This window comes from Thioclava sp. JM3 (genome assembly GCF_002213185.1).
Lineage (GTDB): Bacteria > Pseudomonadota > Alphaproteobacteria > Rhodobacterales > Rhodobacteraceae > Thioclava > Thioclava nitratireducens.
The window spans coordinates 110,756-130,937 of sequence record NZ_NBOB01000002.1; the positions used below are offsets into that span (position 1 = coordinate 110,756).

Sequence of the window (20,182 nt, forward strand, 5' to 3'; positions counted from 1 at the left end):
CGTTCGACCGGCTGCGACCTGCCCATGCTCGACATGGTATCTGGCATGCGTTCGGCCTGTCGCCCCGGAGTTTTCAGCAGCGCGCGCCCGGATGTTCCGGCTGGACTGCAATGCGCAGGCCGCCTCCCGGCAGCGGGGGGAACTGGTTGTCGGAAAGTGTCAGATCCTGCTCGGGGACCGTCCAATCGAGCTTGCGCAGCTGCATGACGGCTTCGGTCAGCAGCTCCATCGTGAGCCATTCGCCCGGGCAGCGATGATTTTGCAGATAGTCGCCGCCGCCCTGCGGCACGAGCCCCTCGGGTTGGATGTCACGGCCCAGATGGCGTTCGGCGCGGAAGCGTTCCGCGTCCTCCCAAATGTCAGGGTCGTGGTTGGTGCCGTAGAGATCGAGGACCAGCCAATCGCCGGGTTCGAACCGGGCGCCGTGCCAGTCGAACGCCTCGCGCACGCGCCCGCCGATCGCCGGGAAGAACGGGTAGAGCCTGCGCACCTCCTCGGCGATCGCGCGGCAGGTCGGCTCGTCGTCTTCCGCAACGGCCGGGATGGCTGCGCGGTGGGAGTGCAGAGCGTGGGCGGCGAACACGACATAGCGCCCGACCGCCACGATCGGACGCAGTATGTTAAGGAGTTCCTTCACGGCCACGTCTTCGCTCATCCGGCTGCCGTCCAGATCGGTGTGGAAGGCGAGCTTGGCCAAGGTGCTTCCGGCAGGTCCGTCCGCTTCGCGCGTCTGCGAAATCAGGCTGCGCGCCCAACGCTCGCACCGCGCCCGGAGCCAGCGTGCCTGTAGATAGGCAGGCCCGAGCGTGCCGGCCGCGGCGAACATCGTGCTGAGTTCACGCGCGCGCCTGGCAACGTCGTGTTGTGCCGGGTCGATGCCGCACCAGCGCAGCGCCGTTCGCGTCATGATGCCGTCGACGGCATCAGAGAAGTCGATCTCGCAGCCTTGCCAACTGCGGGCCGCAGCCTGCCATTCCTCTGCGAAAATCCGGCGGGCCGCGCGCAGTCGGTCGCGGTCCATGAGGTCCAGAAACATCTGCTTGCGGATGTGATGCGCTTCGTCGTCGAGGCTTTGCACGCTGCCCTTGCCTTGAAGAAGCGGCGCCACGGTGGGCGGCATCGCACCGCGACGCGTCATCCGTCCCGGCTCATAGAAACTGCGTACCGCGTCGCGTCCGCGCAGGAAGGTCACGGGGCGCAGCATCAGCCGGGTTCGGAACGCATCGCTCCCAAGCTGATCGCAACGGCGGGAAATGAACGAATAGCCCTCGCTGAGGAAGGCCCGGGTGCTGTCGATCCCCGAGAGATGGGGAATGGATTGGGAATTCTGCATTTGCCTTGCCTCGCTATGGGCCTGATTGGTTGCTGGTGCTAGGGGCACGACGCCGATGCGGGCTGCGCCAAGCCCGCCGCAGGTGGCATCACGGGCGTCTGCCGTCGTCGTCTGCGCTTCGGCCGGACGGATCACCCATTGCCGCGGCGGTGGCGCCGCGCGAGCGTCGCGATCTGCTGGAACTCCTCGGCAATGCTTAGCGGAAGCGCGTCGGTCGCGTCCGGGTCCGCGCCGGGATCTTCCTGACCGTCATGCATCACTTCGCGTTCGCCGATCCACGCCATGACGGTCTCGCGCGACTCTGCGGGCAGTTCCGACACCAACCGTGCCAGAACGCGGCGTTGCGCGATCAAACGAGCCTCCAGCGTGACCAATGTTTCTTCGAGATAGGTGTTTGGCATCTGGTCGCTCTCTTCGCGGGGTCCCGGCGGGTTGGCGCCGGGACCCCGATTTTGGGTGATTGAAGTCAATAATTCGCGGGCGGATCGCTTGCCGGGAAACTTTCATCCATTTCCTCGTCGACCCGGTCCCAGTTCCGAGGTGGGTTTCGCATCTGCGAGGGACCTGCGGGACGGACGCCCTGTGCCGAGGTGCCGCGCCGTTGGTTGATGAGATACCCCAAGGCACCGAGGGCTGAGGCTGCAAAGAGCAGTCTGGTCAACATGGTAGGCCTCCTTTGGTCAAAGTGAGACCCCCGCGTGGGACCCGTGCAGTGCTCCGCGCGAGGGTCGTCATGCTTACCCGAAAAACGAACCCTGCCAGCCTTTGTTCCATGGCGCGAACCATCGTGAATCTGGCGGAACAAACCGTGCGCGGCTGGCGTGCGCGCAGGAACAAGCGGGATGCTCACTCGTTGATCCGTTCCATAGCCATGGAGGAGATCATGACCGAGAATGGCGATGAAAAAGACGTCCATGTGGTGCGCTCTGACCTTGCGGCGCCGAGCCGACCGGACGGGTATCACGGCGTCGAGCAACCGATCATGCCCGACTTGCCGGAGCAACCCGCGGAGATCCTCCCCGACGACGAACTGGCGTCCGCCGTGCGGAGCGCGCTCGAAGGCGACGGACGGATCGACATGAGCCATGTCCTGATCGCCGCGGAAGAAGGGGTGGTGACGCTCGAAGGCAAGATCGGGCTGGAATTCCAGCGCACGCTCGCAGAAGCGCTTGCACAGGAAGTGCGTGGTGTTCTGCTGGTCCGCAATCAGCTCGGCGTAGGGCCCGCGTGACGTGCTCGGACGCCTGACCGCCGAAAAGTCGAGCGAACGAAAATTCGCGCGGGCCGCAGCTTCTGCTGGCGGCCCGCGTCTTTAAATCAGATCATCGGCATGCCGCCGGTGACGGCCACCGTCGCGCCTGACGTGTAGCTCGAGCGCGGATCGGCAAGCATCACGTAGGCGGAGGCCAGCTCCGCCGGTTGCGCGGGGCGGCCCATGGGCTTGTCCTCGCCGAAATGCGCGACCGAGTCCTCAGGCAGCGTCGAGGGGATCAGTGGTGTCCAGACCGGCCCCGGTGCGACGCAATTCACGCGGATACCGCGCTCTGCCACCATCTGTGCCAGCCCGGTGGTGAAGTTCTGGATCGCACCCTTCGTCGCCGCGTAAGCCAGCAGACCGGGATTGGGTTTGTCCGAGTTGATCGAGGCCGTGTTGATGATCGCGCCGTTCTTCTCCATCACCGGGAGCGCCGCCTTGCACAGGTAGAACATCGAATGAATGTTGGTGCGGAAGGTCGTTTCCCATTCTTCATCGGAGATGTCCTCGATCTCGTCGAAATGCATCTGGTGCGCCGCGTTGTTGACGAGAATGTCGAGACGCCCGAAGGCTTCATGCGTATCACGCACCAATGCGCGACAGTGATCGGCGTCCTGAATGTCGCCGGGCATCACATACGCGCGGCGGCCTGCCTCCTCGACAAGCCGGCGCGTTTCCTCGGCCTCGTCATGCTCTTCGAGATAGGAAATCATCACGTCGGCCCCTTCGCGCGCATAGGCCAGGGCCACGGCGCGACCGATGCCGCTGTCTGCGCCCGTCACAAGGGCGGCCATCCCGTCGAGCCTGCCCGACCCGACATAGCTCTGCTCGCCATGATCGGGGCGCGGGTCCATCTTCTCCGTCGAACCGGGAACGGATTGCGGTTGCTTGGGGAAGGGAGGTTTGGGGTAATTCATTGCCGGGCTCCTTTCTGGATGGGTCTGAACGCACCAACCGGATGCGCGCTGCTATGTTCCTGTGTTTCTTCATGGGGCGCCGCGGCCCTCTCCTCACAGGCTCTTGTGGGAACATCGGCAAGACGCATCCGTTTCCCTAATCCATTCATCACATCTGACAGTGGAGGCAGACATGTCCGACACCGTTGCCGATTTCATTCTTTCTCGCCTCAAGCAGTGGGGCATTACCCGTATCTATGGCTTCCCGGGAGACGGGATCAGCGGGCTCGTCGCAGCGCTTGGACGCGATGACGAGATCGAATTCGTTCAGGCACGCCACGAGGAAAGCGCCGCGTTCATGGCGGCGGCGCATGCGAAATGGACCGGCGAGGTGGGCTGTTGTCTCGCGACCTCCGGCCCCGGCGCGATCCACCTGCTCAACGGTCTCTACGACGCCAAGCTGGACCACCAGCCGGTGCTTGCGATCGTCGGCCAGCAGGGGCGCAACGCGCTTGGCGGCAATTACCAGCAGGAGGTCGACCTGCAATCGCTCTTCAAGGATGTGGCGAGCGAATATGTCCACACGATGATGGCACCGGGACAGGCGCGCCACCTGATCGACAGGGCGCTCCGGATCGCGCAGGCGCGGCGCAGCGTGACCTGCGTGATCGCCCCCAATGACGTGCAGGAGGCTCAGGCGGTCGAAGCGCCGCCCCACGCCCATGGCACCGTCCACAGCGGCGTCGGCTATCAGGCGCCGCGCCTGCTGCCGGCAGACAAGGACCTCGCCGCCGCGGCGGATATCCTGAACGCGGGCGAGAAGGTCGGCATCCTCGTCGGCGCGGGCGCGATCGGCGCAGAGACGCAGATCACCCAGCTTGCCGAAACCCTTGGCGCAGGCGTCGCCAAGGCACTTCTGGGCAAGGCCGCGCTGCCGGACGATCTGCCCTTCGTGACCGGCTCGATCGGGCTTCTGGGCACGCAGGCCTCCGACTGGATGATGCGCGAATGCGACACGCTTCTGATGATCGGCTCGCGCTTCCCATATTCGGAATTCCTGCCCGAGGAAGGGCAGGCCAAGGCGGTGCAGATCGACCTCGACCCGACGATGGTGTCGATGCGCTACCCGATGGACGTGAACCTCGTTGGCGATGCAGCCGACACGGTGGAGGCCCTGTTGCCGCGCCTCAAGCCCAAGACCGACCGGTCGTGGCGTGAGAAGATCGAGAAGAAGACCGCCGAATGGTGGGACGGTGTCGAAAAGCGCGCCAAGGAGAGCGCCGACCCCGTCAATCCCGAACGGCTGTTCTGGGAGGCGTCGTCGCGGCTGCCCGACAACGCGATCCTGTCGGCGGACTCCGGCAGCTCGGCCAACTGGCTGGCGCGTGCGATCAAGATCCGCCGCGGCATGAAGGCCTCGCTTTCGGGGACGCTGGCGACGATGTGCCCGGGCGTGCCCTACGCTGTGGCGGCGAAGTTCTGCTATCCGGACCGCGCGGCTGTGGCCTTCGTGGGTGACGGCGCGATGCAGATGCTGGGCATCACCGACCTGATCACCGTCTCGAAATACTGGCGCGACTGGGCAGACCCGCGGCTGGTGATCTGTGTGCTGGCCAACCAGGACCTCAACCAAGTGACCTGGGAGCTGCGCGCGATGGCCGACAGCCCGCGTGTCGACAAGACGCAGGACGTGCCCGATATCGACATGGCCGCCTATGCGGAGCTGTTGGGCCTCAAAGGGCTGCGGATCGACCGCACCGAGGAGATCGGTCCGGCCTGGGAAGCCGCCTTCGCCGCGGATCGCCCAACCGTGATCCACGCCACCGTCGATCCCGACGTGCCGACGCTGCCGCCCCATATCACGATGGAGCAGGCGAAATCCTTCATGAGCGCGCTCGTCCATGGAGACTCCGAGGCCGGCGGCATCGTGAAGCAGGCGTTCAAGCGCGTCACGGACCGCTGAGATGACCCTCGGCTCCGATCCGCTGATCGAGGCGGTCGACGTCTCCGTCCTGACGATCCCGACCGATGCGCCGGAATCCGACGGGACGCTGGAATGGAGCGAGACCTCGATGGTTCTCGTCTCCATCTCCGCTGGGGGCGAGACCGGCCTTGGCTACAGTTACACGACCCCCGCGACGGCGGGGATCGTGCGCGATACTCTCTTTCCACAAGTGAAAGGGCGCAATGCGCTCGACATCGCGAAGCTCTGGCTGGCGATGGTGCATGCCACGCGCAACATCGGGCGCGATGGTCCCGTCGCGATGGCGATAGCGGCGGTGGACACGGCGCTTTGGGACCTAAAAGGGAAGCTGCTGGGCCAGCCCGTCGCCGCCCTTCTGGGCCGCGCGCGCGACGCGATTCCGGCCTATGGCTCGGGCGGTTTCACCTCCTATGACGACCGGCAGCTGCGCGACCAACTCGAGGGTTGGGCCGCCGAAGGCTTCTCTATGGTGAAGATCAAGGTCGGGCGCGAACCCGATCGCGATCCGCACCGGCTGAAACAGGCGCGCAACGCCATCGGTTCCGACTGTCGGCTGTTCATGGATGCGAATGGTGCCCAGAACCGCAAGGAGGCGCTGGCGTTGGCCGAGCGTGCCCGCGAATTCGGCGTCGAATGGCACGAGGAGCCCGTCTCCTCGGACGATCTCGAAGGGCTGCGCCTGTGCCGCGACCGGGCCCCGGCGGGGATGAATGTCACGGCGGGGGAGTACGGTTTCAATATCGGCTATTTCCGCCACATGCTCGAAGCGGGGGCGGTGGATGTGCTGCAGGCGGATGCCACGCGCTGCGCGGGCATCACCGGCTTCATGGGCGTGGCCGCGCTGAGCGCTGCGCATCAGGTGCCGCTCTCTGCCCATTGCGCTCCCGCGCTGCATCTGCACGCCTGCCTCGCCGCGCTGCCCGCGATCCATCTCGAATGGTTTCACGACCATGTCCGGATCGAGGGGATGCTGTTCGACGGCGCGCCCGAGCCGGAGAAGGGCCAGCTTCGCGACAATGGCGAACCGGGGCTGGGGCTGCGGCTGCGTCCGCGTGAAGCCGAGCGGTTCCGACAGGCCTGAGCGCAGTTCCCGGCGCATCGTCTGACGCCGGGACGAAAGGTTTCGGCAGTAGCAAAGGGAATTCGCAATGACCCATGACAGGATATACGAAGCATTCCGACGCCGCACCCGTCGGCCCGTCGGCGGCATCGGGCTGGGCGCCATCGTCGCAGGCGTGGGCCTCGGTTTCGTCGCCGCCGGGCTGGCCGCGCGCCGCCCGCGTTCCGGCAACCCGGTGAAGCGGTCGCGCAACAAGCGCGAGGCGCTGCGGCTCGGTCGGGACGGGGCCGCGATCATGGGCGCAAGCGTCCTTTTCGACAGCGCGCTGGAACATCTGCGCGGCGATTTCCGCCGCGACGAGATGTATGTCGCCCCGCTGACTGGAGCGACCGCGATGGCAGCCGCCCTGGCGGAGCCGCGGCGCAGCAAGCGCGGCCGGGCGCTCGAGGCGACGCATCTCACCTCCGTCGGGATCGGGATGGCCGGGATGGGGTTCCACCTGCGCAACATCAGTCGCCGGCCCGGCGGGATTTCGTGGAACAACCTGTTCTACGCCGCGCCGCTCGGTGCACCGGGGGCGCTGATCATGAGCGGTCTGTTCGGCATGGTCACCCACCGGATGGCCCAGACTCGCGGCTACGAGCATCTGCACGGGCGCGAACTCGCCTGCCTCACCGCGCTCGCGCTGGTGGCGGAGTCGGGCGAAGTTGCGCTGCTGCATTTCCGCGGCGCGTTCCATGACAAGGCGATGTATCTGCCGGTCACGCTGCCGCCGCTCGCCGCCGCCGGGCTGATGGCGCAGGCGATCTATCCGCATAGGCGCTTCCGGCGCCCGCTTACCCTGCTGCTGCGCGCGGTCGAGGGGCTTGGCTATGTCGGCACAGGCTTTCACGCCTACGGCGTCGCACGCAACTCGGCGGGCTGGCGCAACTGGCGACAGACGACGCTGGCGGGCCCGCCGATGCCCGCGCCAATCAGCTTCGCGGGGCTCGGCAAGACCGGGCGTGCCGCACTCGATCTGCTCGCGGTGGAACAGGATCAGCCGCACCAGACAAAGGAAAGGGCAGCGATATGAGCGAACCGTTTCGTACCCCGTATCCGGGCTATGACGTGCTCGATAAATGGGACAGCCCGTCCTTCGACGATCAGACCCGCGAGGTTCTGCGCGCGCGACGTGATCCGCCGCCGCGCCGCTTCCTCGACCCGGACCAGTTCGCGCTTCTGGAGGCGCTCTGCGCGGTCGTGATCCCGCAGCGCCGCCCCGAGCCCGTGCCCATCGCGCCCTTCATCGACGCGGCGCTGCACGAGGATCGCGGCACCGGCACCCGGTTCGCCACGATGCCGCCCGAGCGCGAGGCATGGCCCCGCGGCATGACGGCGATTGATGCCGAGGCACGCGCGACGTTCGACGGGCTCGGATTTCGCGAGCTCGACCGGCCCGAGCAGGAGCGCCTGCTGCGCGCCATCGATCGCGGCGAATGTCGCGCGCCCGAGACATGGCAGGACATGCCACCGCAGAAATTCTTCCGCGCGCTTTTGCTCAAGCAGATCGTGGAAATCTATTACAGCGCCCCCGCCGGGATGAGCGAGATCGGCTATGGCGGCCCCGCCGCGCCACGCGGCTATGTGCGCCTCAAGGCCGGCCAGATCGACCCGTGGGAGGCGCCCTTCGGAAAATGGGAGGACCAGGCATGACCCAAGACGCGTCTCGCAGCGATCGCCCCCGCGCGGTGAATGGCCACGCCCCGGACGTATTCAAGCGCGAAGGGCAGGTGCCGATGCGCGAATACCCTAAGAACGCGCCGGTCGATTTCGTAATCGTCGGTGCGGGCTGCGGCGGTTCGGTTCTCGCAGCCAAGCTCGCCGAAGCCGGAATGTCGGTGGTGCTGTTCGATGCCGGTCCATTCTTCCAGCCAAAGCGCGACTTCGCATCCGATGAGCGCGAGCAGGACAAGCTCTATTGGCTCGATCCGCGTATCTCCGACGGCGACGATCCGATCGAACTCGGGGCGAACAACTCCGGCCGCGCGGTGGGTGGCTCCTCGGTGCATTTCCAGATGGTGTCGCTCCGCTTCCGTCCGGAATGGTTCAAGTCCCGCTCGAAACTTGGTTACGGCCGCGACTGGCCCGTCGATTGGCGCGAGATGTGGCGCTACTACGACGAGGTGGAGGACGCGCTGAAGATTTCGGGGCCGATCCGCTACCCGTGGGGGCCCGATCGCGGGCGCTACCCCTATCGCGAGCATCAGGTGAACGAGGCCGGTCTGGTTCTGGCGCGCGGGGCCGAGGCGCTTGGCGTCGATTGGGCGCCGACGCCGCTCTGCACCGTCTCCGCGCCACGCGGGAAGTCTCCGCCCTGCGCCTATCGCGGCATGTGCAAGATCGGCTGTTCGGTGAATGCCAAGCAGAGCATGCTGATTACCTATGTCCCCCGCGCGATCAAGGCGGGGGCGGAGGTGCGCGACCTCGCCATGGTTGGCCGCATCGAAACGGGCCCGGACGGGCGCGCCAGTGGCGTCTCCTACCATCGCGACGGGGAATGGCATTTCCAGAAGGCCGCGAACGTGGTGGTGGCCGGCTACTCCATCGAGACGCCGCGGCTGTTGCTGAACTCAGCCAACGCACAGCATCCGCAGGGCTTGGGCAATTCCAACGGCATGGTCGGGCGTAACCTCATGGTGCATGCGAACGACGCTGTCTGGGGCGAGTTCGACGAGGAGATCCGCTGGTACAAGGGCCCGCCCTCGATGGCGACCTGCGAGCACTGGAACTATGCCGATGACGACCCGAGCAAGGATTTCGACGGTGGCTATTCCTTCATGAGCCAAGGCCCGCTGCCCGGCGATTTTGCGGGCACGCTCGTCTCCTCGTCGGGGCTGTTCGGCGACGATCTGCTGAGCAAGATGGGCCGCTACAACCGGATGGCGGGGCTGAAGATGGTGGGAGAGTCGATGCCGTCACCGGACAACCGCGTGACGCTGGCCGACGAGACCGATGCGCTTGGCCTTCCCCGGGCCAAGGTGACCCATTCCTTCTGCGACAATGACAAGCGGCTGCAGGAACATGCACGGGGGTTCATGTCCCGGATGATGCGCGCCGCGGGCGGTCACAACCTGTTCGAAACCCAGAGCACAGCGCATCTGATGGGCGGTTGCCCGATGGGCGACGATCCCGAGACCTCGGTCACCAACGACATGGGCCGCAGCTGGGATGTCGACAATCTGTGGATCTGTGACGGCTCGCTGATGCCCACCGGCGGCGGCGTGAACCCGGCGATGACGATCCTCGCCAATGCCGCGCGGATCGCCGACCGGATCATCGATGCGCGCTTCCATTGAAGACGAAGGGTGGCGCCCCGCACGCGGGCGGGGCGCTGCGAGTTCATAGAAATTACCCGATTTGAGAGGACGCCATGAAGATCAAGGTCGAATATGCGGACGGTCTGAGGGCCGACAAGAACGTCGACCGGTTGCCGAAGGTCGATGACCGCTTCGAGGACGGCCTCGTGGAGAACATCACGGAGTACACCCCCTTGCGAGAAGGCTATGCGGCTTACGTCCGGCTCAAGAAACCTCCCGGAGAACGCTCCGAATAGGTGCGTGTTCGGCGGCTGATCCGCTGCAGGGTCACTCGCCGGATTTCACCGCCGTATCTTCGAACACCCGCCCTTCGTCATCGGTGACGCGCAGGTGAACGGTGAGGTCCGCATTCGCTTCCAACGAGATCTTCGCTGTGGAAAGCGGGCCGGTCGCGTCTCCATCGGATACAGGAACAGAGCCGGCTTGCCGGTTGACGGATCGCCCGTTCGGGCCGCTTTTCATCACCTCGAGGATATATTTACCCGAATGGCCGGGCTCCAGCCGGGAGAAGGTCTCAATCGTGACAAGTCCATTGTCTTTCGAGAGTGAAATCCATGCGCGCCCGGCCCCGTCGGCCAGAGCCTGAAACGGTGCGACAAGTAGAAAGGCGAGGAGATAGGCCTTCAGTTTCATGATGAGCTCCTGTGATCACGGGGCGCGCCGGCCGGTTGAGGTCTCCAGAGTAAAACGAACGTAGTGCCGGCCAAGAACAGCAGCTGGGACCGCACGTCTCTGGCGATCACGTCGCTGGTGCCTTTCTCAGATGATGCAAGACCCTGACATATCGAGAATATCACGTCTGATCGGAGCTGGCTTTACCCCGGACGGTTTATTTCCGTCCCCGCTCGGCCATTCGAATGATCGCGCTCGCTGACGGGAGAGGGCGACGCGCCCAGTTCCTCGGCTACCTTCAAGATGCCGCCCAGCCGGGCGACGGCCACGAAGTGTTTCATCGCCTTGAGGTTGATGTCTTTCAGCGTTTCTTGCGCCTTCGCTAAACGACGATGCCATGCGGCGGTCGTTTGCCCATCCCTGCGGCGTGTGACCGTCACGACGGCTTAACCTCCGTCCCATTCAGAGGGAGCTGCACCCTGACCTCGAGACCCGCGTCGCGACCGCTCGGCGGCGAGGTCAGAGTGAGGGGGCTTTCGATGCGCTCCGCGATCACTGAGACGATGGCGAGGCCCAACCCGCTGCCGTCATTCGTGCTGCCCGCTCGCTCGAACCGCGCAGTCAGGCGCGCCAGCGTCTCCTTGGGGATGACGGGCCCGCCATTCGTCACTGTGAACACGCCCTCCTCGGTCAGCCGTACCGTGACGGGGTCGTCCTGCGCACCGTGCTTCAGGGCGTTCTCGATGAGGTTCCGGCACAGGATGCCGAAGGCGTCGGGATCGAGATCCGAGAGCACGGGCGTCTCCGGTAACTCCAGCGCAATACGCCCGGGATCGAGGCTGCGCGCGAGGTCTTCGACAATCAGGCGGGCGGTCATGCGCAGGTCCGAACTGCGCTCCAGCCGCAACGGCCCGCCTTCCGCCCGGGCGAGCTGCAGCAGTCGTTCCGAGAGCCGCGTTAGACGTTTGAGCGTCGCTTCGATATCGGCGGCGCGTGCCTTTGCGGCTGGATCGGTGGTTTCCGCGCTCAGCCGCTGGGTCTGCGCGATGGCACCAGCAAGCGGTGTGCGCAGTTCATGGGCCGCATTCGAGGCGAAGCTTCGCTCGGCCTCGATCCCCTCGCGCAATCGTCCCAGAAGATTGTTGAGCGTCGCTGCGACCGGGGCGATCTCGGCCTGCAGGTCGTCAGTCGGAATGGGCGTAAGGTCGCGGGCGTTGCGCGCCTCGAGGCTGGTCCGGAACCGCCGCAACGGCCCCAGATTGGTCCGCACCGCGAGAACGACAGCCGCGAAAGCGAGCGGGATCACGATCAGCAAAGGCAGGCCGAGGCCGAGCTCGATCTCGCGGGCGACCTGCGCGCGATGCGCGAGCGGCTCCGCGACGGTGATCCGTACCGTGTCCTGAAGCGCGGCATCGCTGTACAGCCGGTGGGTGGCCGTCTGGCTGAAGCCCCGTCCCTCATACGCAGGGAACACGGAAGGATCGGCGGCGTGGGATTGGAGCAGGATACGCCCCTCCGCGTCCCGCACGATATAGGTGAAGAATTCCTCGTGATTGCGAAGCTGCGCAAGGCGCTGTGTCACATTCGTGCTGTCACGGTTCACGATATCCATGACCGCGAGGGGCAGAATCCGCTGCGCCGTTTCCTGAAGCGTGGAATCGAAGACCTCGCTCATCTCCTTGCGCACGATCAGCGCGGTGACCGTCGCTGCGGCGATCCACATCAACGCCAGCACGACCCCGAGCGAAAGTCCCAGACGGGCCTGAAGGCTTCGGGGCAGCCTCATGCCTTGCCCAGCCTGTAGCCGAGGCCGCGTTCTGTCTCGATCACATGGGCGCCGAGTTTCTTGCGCAGGCGGCTGACATGGACCTCGATCGTGTTGCTCTCCACTTCCGCATCGAAGGCGTAGAGCTTCTCTTCTAGCTGGGCTTTCGACAGCAACTGGCCGGGTCGCGAGAGGAACGCTTCGAACAGGGCCCATTCGCGCGCGGTCAGCTGCACGGGCTTGCCGTCGCGCCTGATGCTGCGCGCGGCGAGGTCGATCTCGAGCCCGGCATGGCTCACGATCGGGTTCGGATTGCCGCTGTAGCGCCGCGCCACCGACCCGATGCGCGCCGAGAGCTCCGCGAGATCGAAGGGCTTCACGAGATAGTCGTCGGCGCCCGCGTTAAGCCCCTCGATCCGGTCCGAGACCTGATCGAGCGCGGTCATGATGATAACCGGCGTCACATCGCCCCGGCTGCGCAGCGCCTTCAGAAAGCCGATGCCCCGACCGTCGGGAAGCATGAGGTCCAGCAGGACGAGATCGTAGCCGGTGCTGCGGACCGACGCGCCCGCTTCGTCGAGTCGCGTGACCCAGTCCACGGAGTGACCGTCGCTTGCGATCTGGTCGCGCACCGCGTTGCCCAGAATAGTGTCGTCCTCGATCAGCAGGATGCGCATCTTCGTTCCATCTCTTGTCCGTTGACCCCTCTTCACGCGCCCGGCTGACACCAAGCTGACGCTGCGCGGGATGCGGCTTCAGGTTCCCGTCAGATTGATTGCCCATGAAAGGTGCGGAATTGGCCGTGAACAGGAGTTTGGCCCATGAAGAAGACCATGACAATTCTCGCCTTTCTCGCGACGTTCCCGGCCGGGGCGGCCCTGGCCGATGACGATTGTTTCGCGCCGATGGCGGATTGGCAGCCCCGCGACGCCGTGGTCCAGCTCGCCGAGCAGAACGGCTGGACAGTGCGCCGCATCAAGATCGACGACGGCTGCTACGAGATCGACGGCACTGACGTGCAGGGCCGCCGGGTCGAGGTGAAGCTTCATCCGGCGACGCTCCAGGTTCTCGAGATCGAATATGAAAACGGCGAAGACGGTCGGTCCCGCCAAGATCGTGAAGGAGACAACCATGAGTGACGCAGCATTTCGCGACGCAACGCGTCCGAACGGCGAGGCCGGGGGACGCGTGCGGGTCTGGGATCCGCTGGTGCGGATCTTCCACTGGGCTCTTGTCGCCACCTTCGTGATTGCTTGGTTCACCGCCGACGAAGTGCAGCCGGTGCATGAGGTCGCAGGCTACACTGTCGCCGGGCTGGTCGCGTTCCGACTGATCTGGGGGATCGTGGGCGGGCGCTATGCCCGGTTCACCCAGTTCCTCAGAGGGCCGGGGCAGACGCTCTCCTATCTTGGCGATATGCTGCGCGGCAAGGAGCGTCGCTATCTCGGTCACAACCCTGCGGGGGCGTTGATGATCGTGGCGTTGCTGATCTCGCTGTCGGGAACCGCCTTCACCGGCTGGCTGATGGGGGAGCCCACACGCATTGCGATGCTGCCCGCGCTGCCGCAGATCGTGACCCCGGCGCTGGCCGACGAGGAGGGCGAATACGGCGAATATGGCGAGGGCGCGGAGGGCGGCGGTAACGAGGCGCTCGAGGAGTTGCACGAGGTTCTCGCCAATCTGGTCCTGCTGCTCGTGGCGTTGCATGTCGCCGGTGTCGTCCTCGCGTCTTTCCGGCATCGCGAGAACCTCGCGCGGTCGATGCTCACCGGCGACAAGCGTGCGCCTGGCCCCGGCGATATCGCCTGACCGCTTCCGATTTCGTCGCCAAGGCCGTTTCGTTCCGCGGCCTCACTCGGCCCCGCCCTCACACGGCGGGGCCTTTTTCCTGACGCCAAGCTGAAGCGGAAACCGTCCGCCTGTCAGGATGCCCTCAGGTCCGCTGCCCAGATTGTCGGTAGCAGATGAAAAAGGAGACACTGCCATGCGAAAGATACTGACCGCACTTCCCCTCATCGCCCTGCTGCCCGCAGGGATGGCCTTGGCCGACGACGACTACAGAAAGTCTTCGCGCGGCGAAGGAATGTCCCGTGATGCGGTGATGCAGATGGCGCGCGAAAACGGCTGGGCCGTCGAGGAAATCGAGACGGAAGACGGCCGATACAAGATCGAGGGCCGCGACCGCGACGGGCGCAAAATAGACACCAAGCTCGATCCGGCGACGCTGCGCCTCATCAGGTCGGAACATGAGGACGATGACGAAGAAGACGACGACGATGACGATTACGGCGCATCGGCGCGCAACCCGGCCCCCGCGGGCACGGTCGCCCCGCCGAAAAACGGTCTCTTCGGCAACGGCGCGCCGCCAAAGGTTCAGGTGAACTGAGCCGACATCGCATTCCTCCCCCAAAAAAGGATTCCCGTAATGAAGTCTCTTCTAGCAACTTTGGCGCTGAGCACGGCGCTGACCGTTCCCGCCCTCGCGTCGGCGCAGCCCGTCACGCTCAAGACCACGCTGAACAATTACGGCGGCGACGGCGCTTATCTCGCGCTCTATGTCACCGACCCGTCGGGCGCCTATGCGGGCAGCCTCTGGATGGCGGGTGGCAAGTCCAAATATTACGAGCATCTCCGCGACTGGTATCGCGCGACCGCGGGCGACCCGGCGCAGATCAACGGCATCACCGGCGCCAGCGTCGGTGCGGGCCGGACGCTCGAGATAACGCTCGATCTCGCGGATGCGCTCTTCGACGCGGGCTACACGCTCCATGTCGACGCCGCGGTGGAGGATATGCGCGACAGCCCAAACGAGATCGCCGTGCCGCTGACCACGGACGGCGCGGGCAAGCCGGTCTCGGGCCGTCGCTACGTGGCCGATTTCACCTACGACATGTGAGGTGGCAGGCCATGATCCGCGCGTTTCATCGCTGGCCGGGGCTGATTGCCCTGGCGCTTGTCACGGTGCTGGCGCTTAGCGGCGCGGTGCTCGCGGTCTTTCCGGTTACGGAGCGGATCGCGGCGCCGCAGGCCGGCGCAGAGCTAAGCGTTGCGACCCTCGCCGAGCGCATCCAGACTGTCTATCCGGGGCTCGAGCAGATCCGGCGTGCACCGTCGGGGCGGATCACCGCCTATTGGTTCGAGTCCGGACAGCCCGGTGCCGCCGTAATCGATCCCATGACGGGTCGCGGCGTCGCCTCGGCTGATCCGAATGGCTTTCAGCGTTGGCTGACCAACCTGCACCGCTCCCTCTTTCTCGGCGATCCCGGCCGTGTCGCGAGCGCGCTGGGCGCCGTCGCGATGCTTGTGCTCTCGGTCTCCGGAGCGATGCTCGCCGCGCGGCGTGTCGGCGGTTGGCGGAACTGGTTCTCCCGTTTGCGCGGGCCGCTCGCCGGGCGGCTCCATGTGGAGATCGCCCGCGTCGCGGTGATAGGTCTGATCTTCTCCTCCGTCACCTCTTTGTGGATGACGGCCTCGACCTTCGCGCTGATCCCGGATGGCGGGCCGTCGCTGGGCGTGCCCGCCGAGGTGAGCGGCCAAACGGGCGCGTCGATTGCCGATCTCGGCTTGCTCGGCACCACGCCCGTCTCGGAACTGCGCAGCCTGAGCTTCCCCTATGACGGCGATGCCACCGATGTGTTCACGCTCAAGACCGATCGCGGCACCGGCTATCTCGATCAGGGCACCGGCACCGTGCTCGCCTGGGCGGATCTGACCGCATGGCAACGCGTCTCGGAAACCATCTACACCCTGCATACGGGGCAGGGCGCTGCGCTGCTTGGTGCGGTGCTGGGTCTCATGGCGCTGGGCGTGCCGGCGATGGGTCTGACCGGCGTGTCGATCTGGCTCGTGGGGCGTCGCGGACGCCCGCGTGTCCGGGCCAACCAGCCGGCCGGGCGCGCGGAGACGATCCTTCTCGTCGGTAGCGAAAGCGGCAGCACATGGGGGTTTGCGACGACCCTGCACGCGGCGCTTCGTGCAGCGGGCCAGAGTGTTCACATCGCGCCGATGTCGTCCTTCGCCCCCGAGCGTTACGCCCGGGCCGATCGGATCATCGTGCTCGCGGCAACCTATGGCGACGGGGCGGAGCCCAGTTCCGCGAAAGGGTTCCTGGCGAAACTCGAAGCCCATTCCGATGCGCTGGATATCCCGATTGCCGTGCTCGGCTTCGGGGACCGGAGTTTCCCTGCCTATTGCGCCTATGCCCAGACGGTTGCCGACACCGTGGACGCGAAGAGGTGGCCGGTTCTTCTGCCCTATGACACGATCGACCGTCAGTCGCCGCAGGCCTTCGCGCGCTGGGGGCAGGCGCTGGGCGCGGTGCTCGGGATCGCGCTCGATCTGCATCACCAACCGACGCCGCCCGTCACGACCGAACTCACGCTCCAGTCGCGGCGCGATTACGGGGCGGACGTGCAGGCGCCGACGTCGATCCTGCGCTTCTCGCTGCCGCGCGCTACGTTCTGGCAGAGGCTGACGGGTACGGGTTTCACGCGGTTCGCCGCGGGAGACCTGATCGGGATCCTGCCCGAAGGGGCGCCGACACCGCGCTTTTATTCGCTCGCGTCGTCGCGTCGCGACGGGTTTCTGGAGATCGTGGTCAGGAAGCATCCCGGCGGCCTGTGTTCGAGCCAACTGACGGCGCTCGAGCCGGGCGAGCGCGTTCGCGCATTCATCCGGCGCAATCCCGCCTTCCGACCGGACCGCTCGCATACGCCGCTGATCCTGATCGGCGCGGGCACGGGGATCGGCCCCCTTGTGGGCTTCGTGCGTGAGAACGAGCAACGTCGCCCGATCCACCTGTTCTTCGGGATGCGCGATCCGCAAAGCGATTTCCTCTATGCGCAGGAGATCGGGGGTTGGAAGGACGAGGGCCGCCTGTCGCGGCTCGTGACCTCGGTCTCGCGCGGCCAGCGCCCGCGCTATGTGCAGGATGCGATGCGCGCCGATGGCCCCGAATTGGTTCGGCTCGTGCAGAGCGGCGCGCGGATCATGGTGTGCGGCGGGAGAGACATGGCGGCGGGGGTCGCCGATGCCCTTCACGATATCCTCGCGGCCTCTGGGCTGAGTGCGACCAAACTGAAAACGGAGGGACGCTATGTCGAAGACATCTTCTGATCTCGTGCGCCACGCCCTGCACGGCCCGACCATGGGCACCCGCTGGACCGCCCTGTTTTTCGCACCGCCCGGGCGCGATCCCTCGCCGATCCGGGCCGCGCTTCAGGCGGCGGTTGCGGAGGTGGACACCCAGATGTCCACGTGGAAACCCGACAGCGACCTGATGCGGCTCAATGCGGCTCCGGAAGGCGAATGGGTGAAGGTGCCCGGTCGCTTGGCCGAAGTGCTCCACCTCGGGCTGGAGATCGGCAAAGCCTCTGGGGGCGCGTTCGATGTCGGGCTCGGCGATGCGGTCACGGCGTGGGGCTTCGGGCCCGACGAAGCGTCGCCCGACGCGATCCGCGCCGCGATGAGCGTGCCGCGGCAGCCTGCATATGAATGGCTCGAGATCGACCATGGCAGGGTGCGCAAGCACGGCCCCGCGGCGCTGGACCTGAACGGGATCGCGAAAGGTTACGGCGTGGATCGCCTCGCCGAGACGCTGGCCGCGCAGGGGATCGAGGCTGGTCTTGTCGGGATCGACGGCGAAATGCGGGCCGAGGGGCTCAGGCCAGATGGCAGCGCGTGGACGATCGCGGTCGAGAGCCCCGATCCGCTTCGCCGCATGCCGCATTCGATCCTCGCGCTCGAGAATGCATCGGTCGCAACGTCGGGCGATTACCGTCACTGGATCGATCTCGGCGTGCGCAGGCTCTCGCATACGATGGATCGTTCGCGTGGCGCACCGTTGCTGGCATCGCCTGCCTCCGTGACGGTGGTCGCGCGCAGTTGCGCCGAAGCTGATGGCTGGGCCACCGCGCTGATGGTGCTCGGTCCGGGCAAGGGGCTGGAGGTTGCGAAGGCGCGCGGTCTCGACGCCCTTTTCCTTATGCATGAGGACGACGGTAGCGTGCAAAGCCGTGGCACAGGCGAACTCTTTCCCCAGAGTGTGGCGGCCACGGTATAGGCTACGTCGGTTCGCCGCGGATCCGACCGACGGCGCCGGGAGATGCCGCTGCAGGCGCGCTCCGACATGTCCTCGCCCCTTATCGGGATGGGCGTAACGGTGGAGGAAAACGATATCCCGACCTGATCGTTGATGCATCGCGCGATCCCTGTGCCGCGAGTAATCCGATCCGCCTTGACGCGGAAAGGGGCGCGCAGTTTGCAGGTCGCGCTCTGATTGCCGGGCTGCGGCGCAAGCGATAACCCTTGTCTGTCGAAAATGGAGACGAACATGAAAATCGCGCTTGTCCAACCGCGGCCGCTTTCCTCTGATCAGAGGCAAATATTTGCGATCATCGAGGAATGGGTGAGCGGTGTGGCGTCGCTCGGAGCCGATCTTGTCGTGCTGCCCGAGCTGATACTGCCCGGCTACAACCGCCCCGACGAACACCGCGAGCAAGCGCAACCGCTCGACGGAGAGTGGTGCGCAGCGATGCGCGACATCGCGCGGAAACACGGGTGCGCGATCTGTTATGGCTGGGCCGAACGGCTGGGCGATCAGGTGTTCAACGCGGTGTCCGTGCTTGACAAGACAGGCGCAAGGGTCGCGCATTATCGCAAGACTCAGCTCTTCGGCGAGATGGAGCGTGCGAGCTTCGACTTCGGTACGGAGGCGCCACCCGTATTCGAGCTCAATGGCGTCCGGACCGGTCTGCTGATTTGCTATGACATCGAGTTCCCGGAACATGCGCGTGCTCTGGCGCGTGCCAAAGCCGAATTGATCCTCGTGCCCACGGCGAATCCGGTTGGCTACGATCACGTTCCCGATCTGCTCGTGCGGGCGCGGGCGAACGAAAACGCGGTCGTGGTCGTCTACGCGAATTACGCGGGACCTGATCGAGAGATCGACTTTGGCGGCAAGTCGGTGATCGCGGGCCCCGACGGGCAGGCCGTGGCGCAGGCCGGAAGAGGGCCGACGACGTTGATTGCGGACCTGCCGAAGACTGCCGATTATCCGGCCGAGGCGATCTCGGTTCAGTTCGACGATTTGCGCCGCGTGGAGTAGTCGGCGGCCTTCGCGCCTTCGCGATTTGAAATTCGGCCATCCGAGCATAGCTCCCGACTACGCACCGCATCGGTGCCGAGCGACAGTCCACCTCGGGTTGGGGCAAATATTTCGGAGGACATATGGAAATCAACGCGGAGTTTTCGGAGCGCGTGCTCGTTCATTCCGACACGCTCGATTGGCATGGCTCGCCGTCGGCTGGCGTGGAGCGGCGGATGCTCGACCGGATCGGCGACGAGGTGGCAAGGGCGACGAGCATCGTTCGCTTCGCCCCGGGGCATAGTTTCTCGGCGCATACGCATGGCGGGGGCGAGGAATACCTCGTGCTGGAAGGGGTGTTCCAGGACGAGAGCGGCGATTATCCGGCGGGAACTTACGTGCGCAATCCGCCGCAGACCCGGCATCGTCCGGGCTCGGAGGGCGGCTGCACGATCTTCGTGAAGCTCTGGCAATTCGACCCCGACGACCGCGACCAGTTCCACAAGGACATGCGGACCGATTTGGTCCACACCGAAGAGGGTATTGAGTGCTCCGAGCTTCACCGCGATGCACGTGAGGTCGTTCGCTATTTCCGGCTGGCGCCGAATGCGGGCCTGTCGCTCGATGATCCGGGCGGGATGGAACTGCTCGTGCTTGGCGGGACGCTGACCGAGAGCGGCGACGAGCTGCGCAAGGGGTCGTGGTTGCGCCTGCCTATCGGACACACGCTGCAGGTTCAGGCGGGGCAGGACGGCGCGGAGTTCTGGATCAAGACAGGGCATCTGCGCTTTGTCGCGGCACCGGACCAGTGACGGATAACCATTTCTCCAAATG

General features: G+C 65.7%; 23 protein-coding genes. 15 read left to right on the forward strand and 8 right to left on the reverse strand.

Annotated elements, in window-relative coordinates; genetic code table 11:
• Positions 1–73 precede the first annotated feature (73 nt).
• The 3 genes from B6V73_RS03875 to B6V73_RS03885 form a co-directional block, all read right to left on the reverse strand.
• Positions 74–1,468: a cytochrome P450 gene (locus tag B6V73_RS03875; RefSeq protein ID WP_143597864.1), complete on the reverse strand. Its 1,395-nt coding sequence runs from the start codon at positions 1,466–1,468 to the stop codon at positions 74–76.
• Positions 1,465–1,734: a hypothetical protein gene (locus B6V73_RS03880; protein WP_075776385.1), complete on the reverse strand. Its 270-nt coding sequence runs from the start codon at positions 1,732–1,734 to the stop codon at positions 1,465–1,467. Before B6V73_RS03880 ends, B6V73_RS03875 begins: the two co-directional genes overlap by 4 nt.
• A 65-nt stretch (positions 1,735–1,799) precedes the next feature.
• Positions 1,800–1,997, reverse strand: coding sequence for a hypothetical protein (locus tag B6V73_RS03885; protein ID WP_075776384.1), 198 nt, complete (start codon positions 1,995–1,997; stop codon positions 1,800–1,802).
• 69 nt (positions 1,998–2,066) lie between these two features.
• Here B6V73_RS03885 and B6V73_RS03890 point away from each other — a divergent pair, with 69 nt between their 5' ends.
• Positions 2,067–2,564, forward strand: coding sequence for a BON domain-containing protein (locus tag B6V73_RS03890; RefSeq protein ID WP_088724585.1), 498 nt, complete (start codon positions 2,067–2,069; stop codon positions 2,562–2,564).
• 86 nt (positions 2,565–2,650) lie between these two features.
• Here the strand turns inward: B6V73_RS03890 and B6V73_RS03895 are convergent, their stop codons facing one another.
• The gene (locus tag B6V73_RS03895; protein ID WP_075776382.1) at positions 2,651–3,505 is read right to left on the reverse strand and encodes an SDR family oxidoreductase; all 855 of its coding nucleotides are present in this window, start codon (positions 3,503–3,505) and stop codon (positions 2,651–2,653) included.
• Between the two features lie 172 nt (positions 3,506–3,677).
• On the opposite strand from B6V73_RS03895, the gene B6V73_RS03900 reads away from it, so the two are divergent.
• The 6 genes from B6V73_RS03900 to B6V73_RS03925 all read left to right on the forward strand — a co-directional run bounded on the left by B6V73_RS03900 (position 3,678) and on the right by B6V73_RS03925 (position 10,123).
• A complete protein-coding gene (locus tag B6V73_RS03900) occupies positions 3,678–5,447 on the forward strand; it encodes a thiamine pyrophosphate-requiring protein (protein WP_075776381.1) in 1,770 nt (589 codons plus the stop codon).
• Position 5,448: 1 nt separating this feature from the next.
• On the forward strand, positions 5,449–6,549 hold the full coding sequence (locus B6V73_RS03905) for an enolase C-terminal domain-like protein (protein ID WP_088724586.1): 1,101 nt from the start codon (positions 5,449–5,451) through the stop codon (positions 6,547–6,549).
• A gap of 67 nt (positions 6,550–6,616) precedes the next feature.
• Positions 6,617–7,603 carry a hypothetical protein gene (locus tag B6V73_RS03910; protein WP_075776379.1) on the forward strand — a complete coding sequence of 329 codons (987 nt, stop codon included), beginning with the start codon at positions 6,617–6,619 and terminating at the stop codon, positions 7,601–7,603.
• Complete coding sequence (locus B6V73_RS03915) at positions 7,600–8,223, forward strand: gluconate 2-dehydrogenase subunit 3 family protein (RefSeq protein ID WP_088724587.1); 624 nt, start codon at positions 7,600–7,602, stop codon at positions 8,221–8,223. Before B6V73_RS03910 ends, B6V73_RS03915 begins: the two co-directional genes overlap by 4 nt.
• The gene (locus B6V73_RS03920; protein WP_088724588.1) at positions 8,220–9,866 is read left to right on the forward strand and encodes a GMC family oxidoreductase; all 1,647 of its coding nucleotides are present in this window, start codon (positions 8,220–8,222) and stop codon (positions 9,864–9,866) included. Before B6V73_RS03915 ends, B6V73_RS03920 begins: the two co-directional genes overlap by 4 nt.
• Positions 9,867–9,940: 74 nt before the next feature.
• Positions 9,941–10,123, forward strand: a complete 183-nt coding sequence (locus B6V73_RS03925) for a hypothetical protein (protein ID WP_088724589.1) — start codon at positions 9,941–9,943, stop codon at positions 10,121–10,123.
• A 31-nt stretch (positions 10,124–10,154) separates the two neighbouring features.
• Here the strand turns inward: B6V73_RS03925 and csgH are convergent, their stop codons facing one another.
• The 4 genes from csgH to B6V73_RS03945 form a co-directional block, all read right to left on the reverse strand.
• Entirely contained in the window at positions 10,155–10,520 is a 366-nt protein-coding gene (csgH, locus tag B6V73_RS03930; protein ID WP_088724590.1) for a curli-like amyloid fiber formation chaperone CsgH, read from the reverse strand.
• Positions 10,521–10,702: 182 nt separating this feature from the next.
• A complete protein-coding gene (locus B6V73_RS20935; RefSeq protein ID WP_088724591.1) occupies positions 10,703–10,939 on the reverse strand; it encodes a LysR family transcriptional regulator in 237 nt (78 codons plus the stop codon).
• Positions 10,936–12,285, reverse strand: a complete 1,350-nt coding sequence (locus B6V73_RS03940) for an ATP-binding protein (protein WP_088724592.1) — start codon at positions 12,283–12,285, stop codon at positions 10,936–10,938. Before B6V73_RS03940 ends, B6V73_RS20935 begins: the two co-directional genes overlap by 4 nt.
• Positions 12,282–12,941: a response regulator transcription factor gene (locus B6V73_RS03945; RefSeq protein WP_075776372.1), complete on the reverse strand. Its 660-nt coding sequence runs from the start codon at positions 12,939–12,941 to the stop codon at positions 12,282–12,284. The genes B6V73_RS03940 and B6V73_RS03945 overlap by 4 nt, the downstream gene beginning before the upstream one ends.
• A 144-nt stretch (positions 12,942–13,085) precedes the next feature.
• Between B6V73_RS03945 and B6V73_RS03950 the strand changes: the two genes are divergently transcribed.
• The 8 genes from B6V73_RS03950 to B6V73_RS03985 all read left to right on the forward strand — a co-directional run bounded on the left by B6V73_RS03950 (position 13,086) and on the right by B6V73_RS03985 (position 20,160).
• Complete coding sequence (locus tag B6V73_RS03950) at positions 13,086–13,403, forward strand: PepSY domain-containing protein (protein WP_088722029.1); 318 nt, start codon at positions 13,086–13,088, stop codon at positions 13,401–13,403.
• Positions 13,396–14,073, forward strand: coding sequence for a cytochrome b/b6 domain-containing protein (locus B6V73_RS03955; protein WP_088724593.1), 678 nt, complete (start codon positions 13,396–13,398; stop codon positions 14,071–14,073). The genes B6V73_RS03950 and B6V73_RS03955 overlap by 8 nt, the downstream gene beginning before the upstream one ends.
• A gap of 175 nt (positions 14,074–14,248) precedes the next feature.
• A complete protein-coding gene (locus B6V73_RS03960; RefSeq protein WP_088724594.1) occupies positions 14,249–14,650 on the forward strand; it encodes a PepSY domain-containing protein in 402 nt (133 codons plus the stop codon).
• Positions 14,651–14,689: 39 nt separating this feature from the next.
• Positions 14,690–15,160 carry a DUF2271 domain-containing protein gene (locus B6V73_RS03965; protein ID WP_075776368.1) on the forward strand — a complete coding sequence of 157 codons (471 nt, stop codon included), beginning with the start codon at positions 14,690–14,692 and terminating at the stop codon, positions 15,158–15,160.
• 11 nt (positions 15,161–15,171) lie between these two features.
• Positions 15,172–17,379, forward strand: coding sequence for a PepSY domain-containing protein (locus tag B6V73_RS03970; RefSeq protein ID WP_088724595.1), 2,208 nt, complete (start codon positions 15,172–15,174; stop codon positions 17,377–17,379).
• Entirely contained in the window at positions 17,360–18,325 is a 966-nt protein-coding gene (locus B6V73_RS03975) for an FAD:protein FMN transferase (RefSeq protein ID WP_088724596.1), read from the forward strand. The genes B6V73_RS03970 and B6V73_RS03975 overlap by 20 nt, the downstream gene beginning before the upstream one ends.
• Positions 18,326–18,595: 270 nt before the next feature.
• On the forward strand, positions 18,596–19,369 hold the full coding sequence (locus B6V73_RS03980; RefSeq protein ID WP_088724597.1) for a carbon-nitrogen hydrolase family protein: 774 nt from the start codon (positions 18,596–18,598) through the stop codon (positions 19,367–19,369).
• Positions 19,370–19,491: 122 nt separating this feature from the next.
• Positions 19,492–20,160, forward strand: coding sequence for a cupin domain-containing protein (locus B6V73_RS03985; RefSeq protein ID WP_088724598.1), 669 nt, complete (start codon positions 19,492–19,494; stop codon positions 20,158–20,160).
• Positions 20,161–20,182: the final 22 nt, after the last annotated feature.

What these genes read in the sequence shown, in the direction of transcription:
- B6V73_RS03975 (WP_088724596.1), top strand. Translation starts at nt 17,360, where the DNA reads ATGTCGAAGACATCTTCTGATCTCGTGCGCCACGCCCTGCACGGCCCG.
- B6V73_RS03970 (WP_088724595.1), top strand. Translation starts at nt 15,172, where the DNA reads ATGATCCGCGCGTTTCATCGCTGGCCGGGGCTGATTGCCCTGGCGCTT.
- B6V73_RS03885 (WP_075776384.1), bottom strand. Translation starts at nt 1,997, where the DNA reads ATGTTGACCAGACTGCTCTTTGCAGCCTCAGCCCTCGGTGCCTTGGGG.
- csgH (WP_088724590.1), bottom strand. Translation starts at nt 10,520, where the DNA reads ATGAAACTGAAGGCCTATCTCCTCGCCTTTCTACTTGTCGCACCGTTT.
- B6V73_RS03920 (WP_088724588.1), top strand. Translation starts at nt 8,220, where the DNA reads ATGACCCAAGACGCGTCTCGCAGCGATCGCCCCCGCGCGGTGAATGGC.
- B6V73_RS03895 (WP_075776382.1), bottom strand. Translation starts at nt 3,505, where the DNA reads ATGAATTACCCCAAACCTCCCTTCCCCAAGCAACCGCAATCCGTTCCC.
- B6V73_RS03905 (WP_088724586.1), top strand. Translation starts at nt 5,449, where the DNA reads ATGACCCTCGGCTCCGATCCGCTGATCGAGGCGGTCGACGTCTCCGTC.
- B6V73_RS03945 (WP_075776372.1), bottom strand. Translation starts at nt 12,941, where the DNA reads ATGCGCATCCTGCTGATCGAGGACGACACTATTCTGGGCAACGCGGTG.
- B6V73_RS03940 (WP_088724592.1), bottom strand. Translation starts at nt 12,285, where the DNA reads ATGAGGCTGCCCCGAAGCCTTCAGGCCCGTCTGGGACTTTCGCTCGGG.
- B6V73_RS03980 (WP_088724597.1), top strand. Translation starts at nt 18,596, where the DNA reads ATGAAAATCGCGCTTGTCCAACCGCGGCCGCTTTCCTCTGATCAGAGG.
- B6V73_RS03965 (WP_075776368.1), top strand. Translation starts at nt 14,690, where the DNA reads ATGAAGTCTCTTCTAGCAACTTTGGCGCTGAGCACGGCGCTGACCGTT.
- B6V73_RS03915 (WP_088724587.1), top strand. Translation starts at nt 7,600, where the DNA reads ATGAGCGAACCGTTTCGTACCCCGTATCCGGGCTATGACGTGCTCGAT.
- B6V73_RS03985 (WP_088724598.1), top strand. Translation starts at nt 19,492, where the DNA reads ATGGAAATCAACGCGGAGTTTTCGGAGCGCGTGCTCGTTCATTCCGAC.
- B6V73_RS03880 (WP_075776385.1), bottom strand. Translation starts at nt 1,734, where the DNA reads ATGCCAAACACCTATCTCGAAGAAACATTGGTCACGCTGGAGGCTCGT.
- B6V73_RS03890 (WP_088724585.1), top strand. Translation starts at nt 2,067, where the DNA reads ATGCTTACCCGAAAAACGAACCCTGCCAGCCTTTGTTCCATGGCGCGA.
- B6V73_RS03955 (WP_088724593.1), top strand. Translation starts at nt 13,396, where the DNA reads ATGAGTGACGCAGCATTTCGCGACGCAACGCGTCCGAACGGCGAGGCC.
- B6V73_RS03925 (WP_088724589.1), top strand. Translation starts at nt 9,941, where the DNA reads ATGAAGATCAAGGTCGAATATGCGGACGGTCTGAGGGCCGACAAGAAC.
- B6V73_RS03900 (WP_075776381.1), top strand. Translation starts at nt 3,678, where the DNA reads ATGTCCGACACCGTTGCCGATTTCATTCTTTCTCGCCTCAAGCAGTGG.
- B6V73_RS03960 (WP_088724594.1), top strand. Translation starts at nt 14,249, where the DNA reads ATGCGAAAGATACTGACCGCACTTCCCCTCATCGCCCTGCTGCCCGCA.
- B6V73_RS03950 (WP_088722029.1), top strand. Translation starts at nt 13,086, where the DNA reads ATGAAGAAGACCATGACAATTCTCGCCTTTCTCGCGACGTTCCCGGCC.
- B6V73_RS03910 (WP_075776379.1), top strand. Translation starts at nt 6,617, where the DNA reads ATGACCCATGACAGGATATACGAAGCATTCCGACGCCGCACCCGTCGG.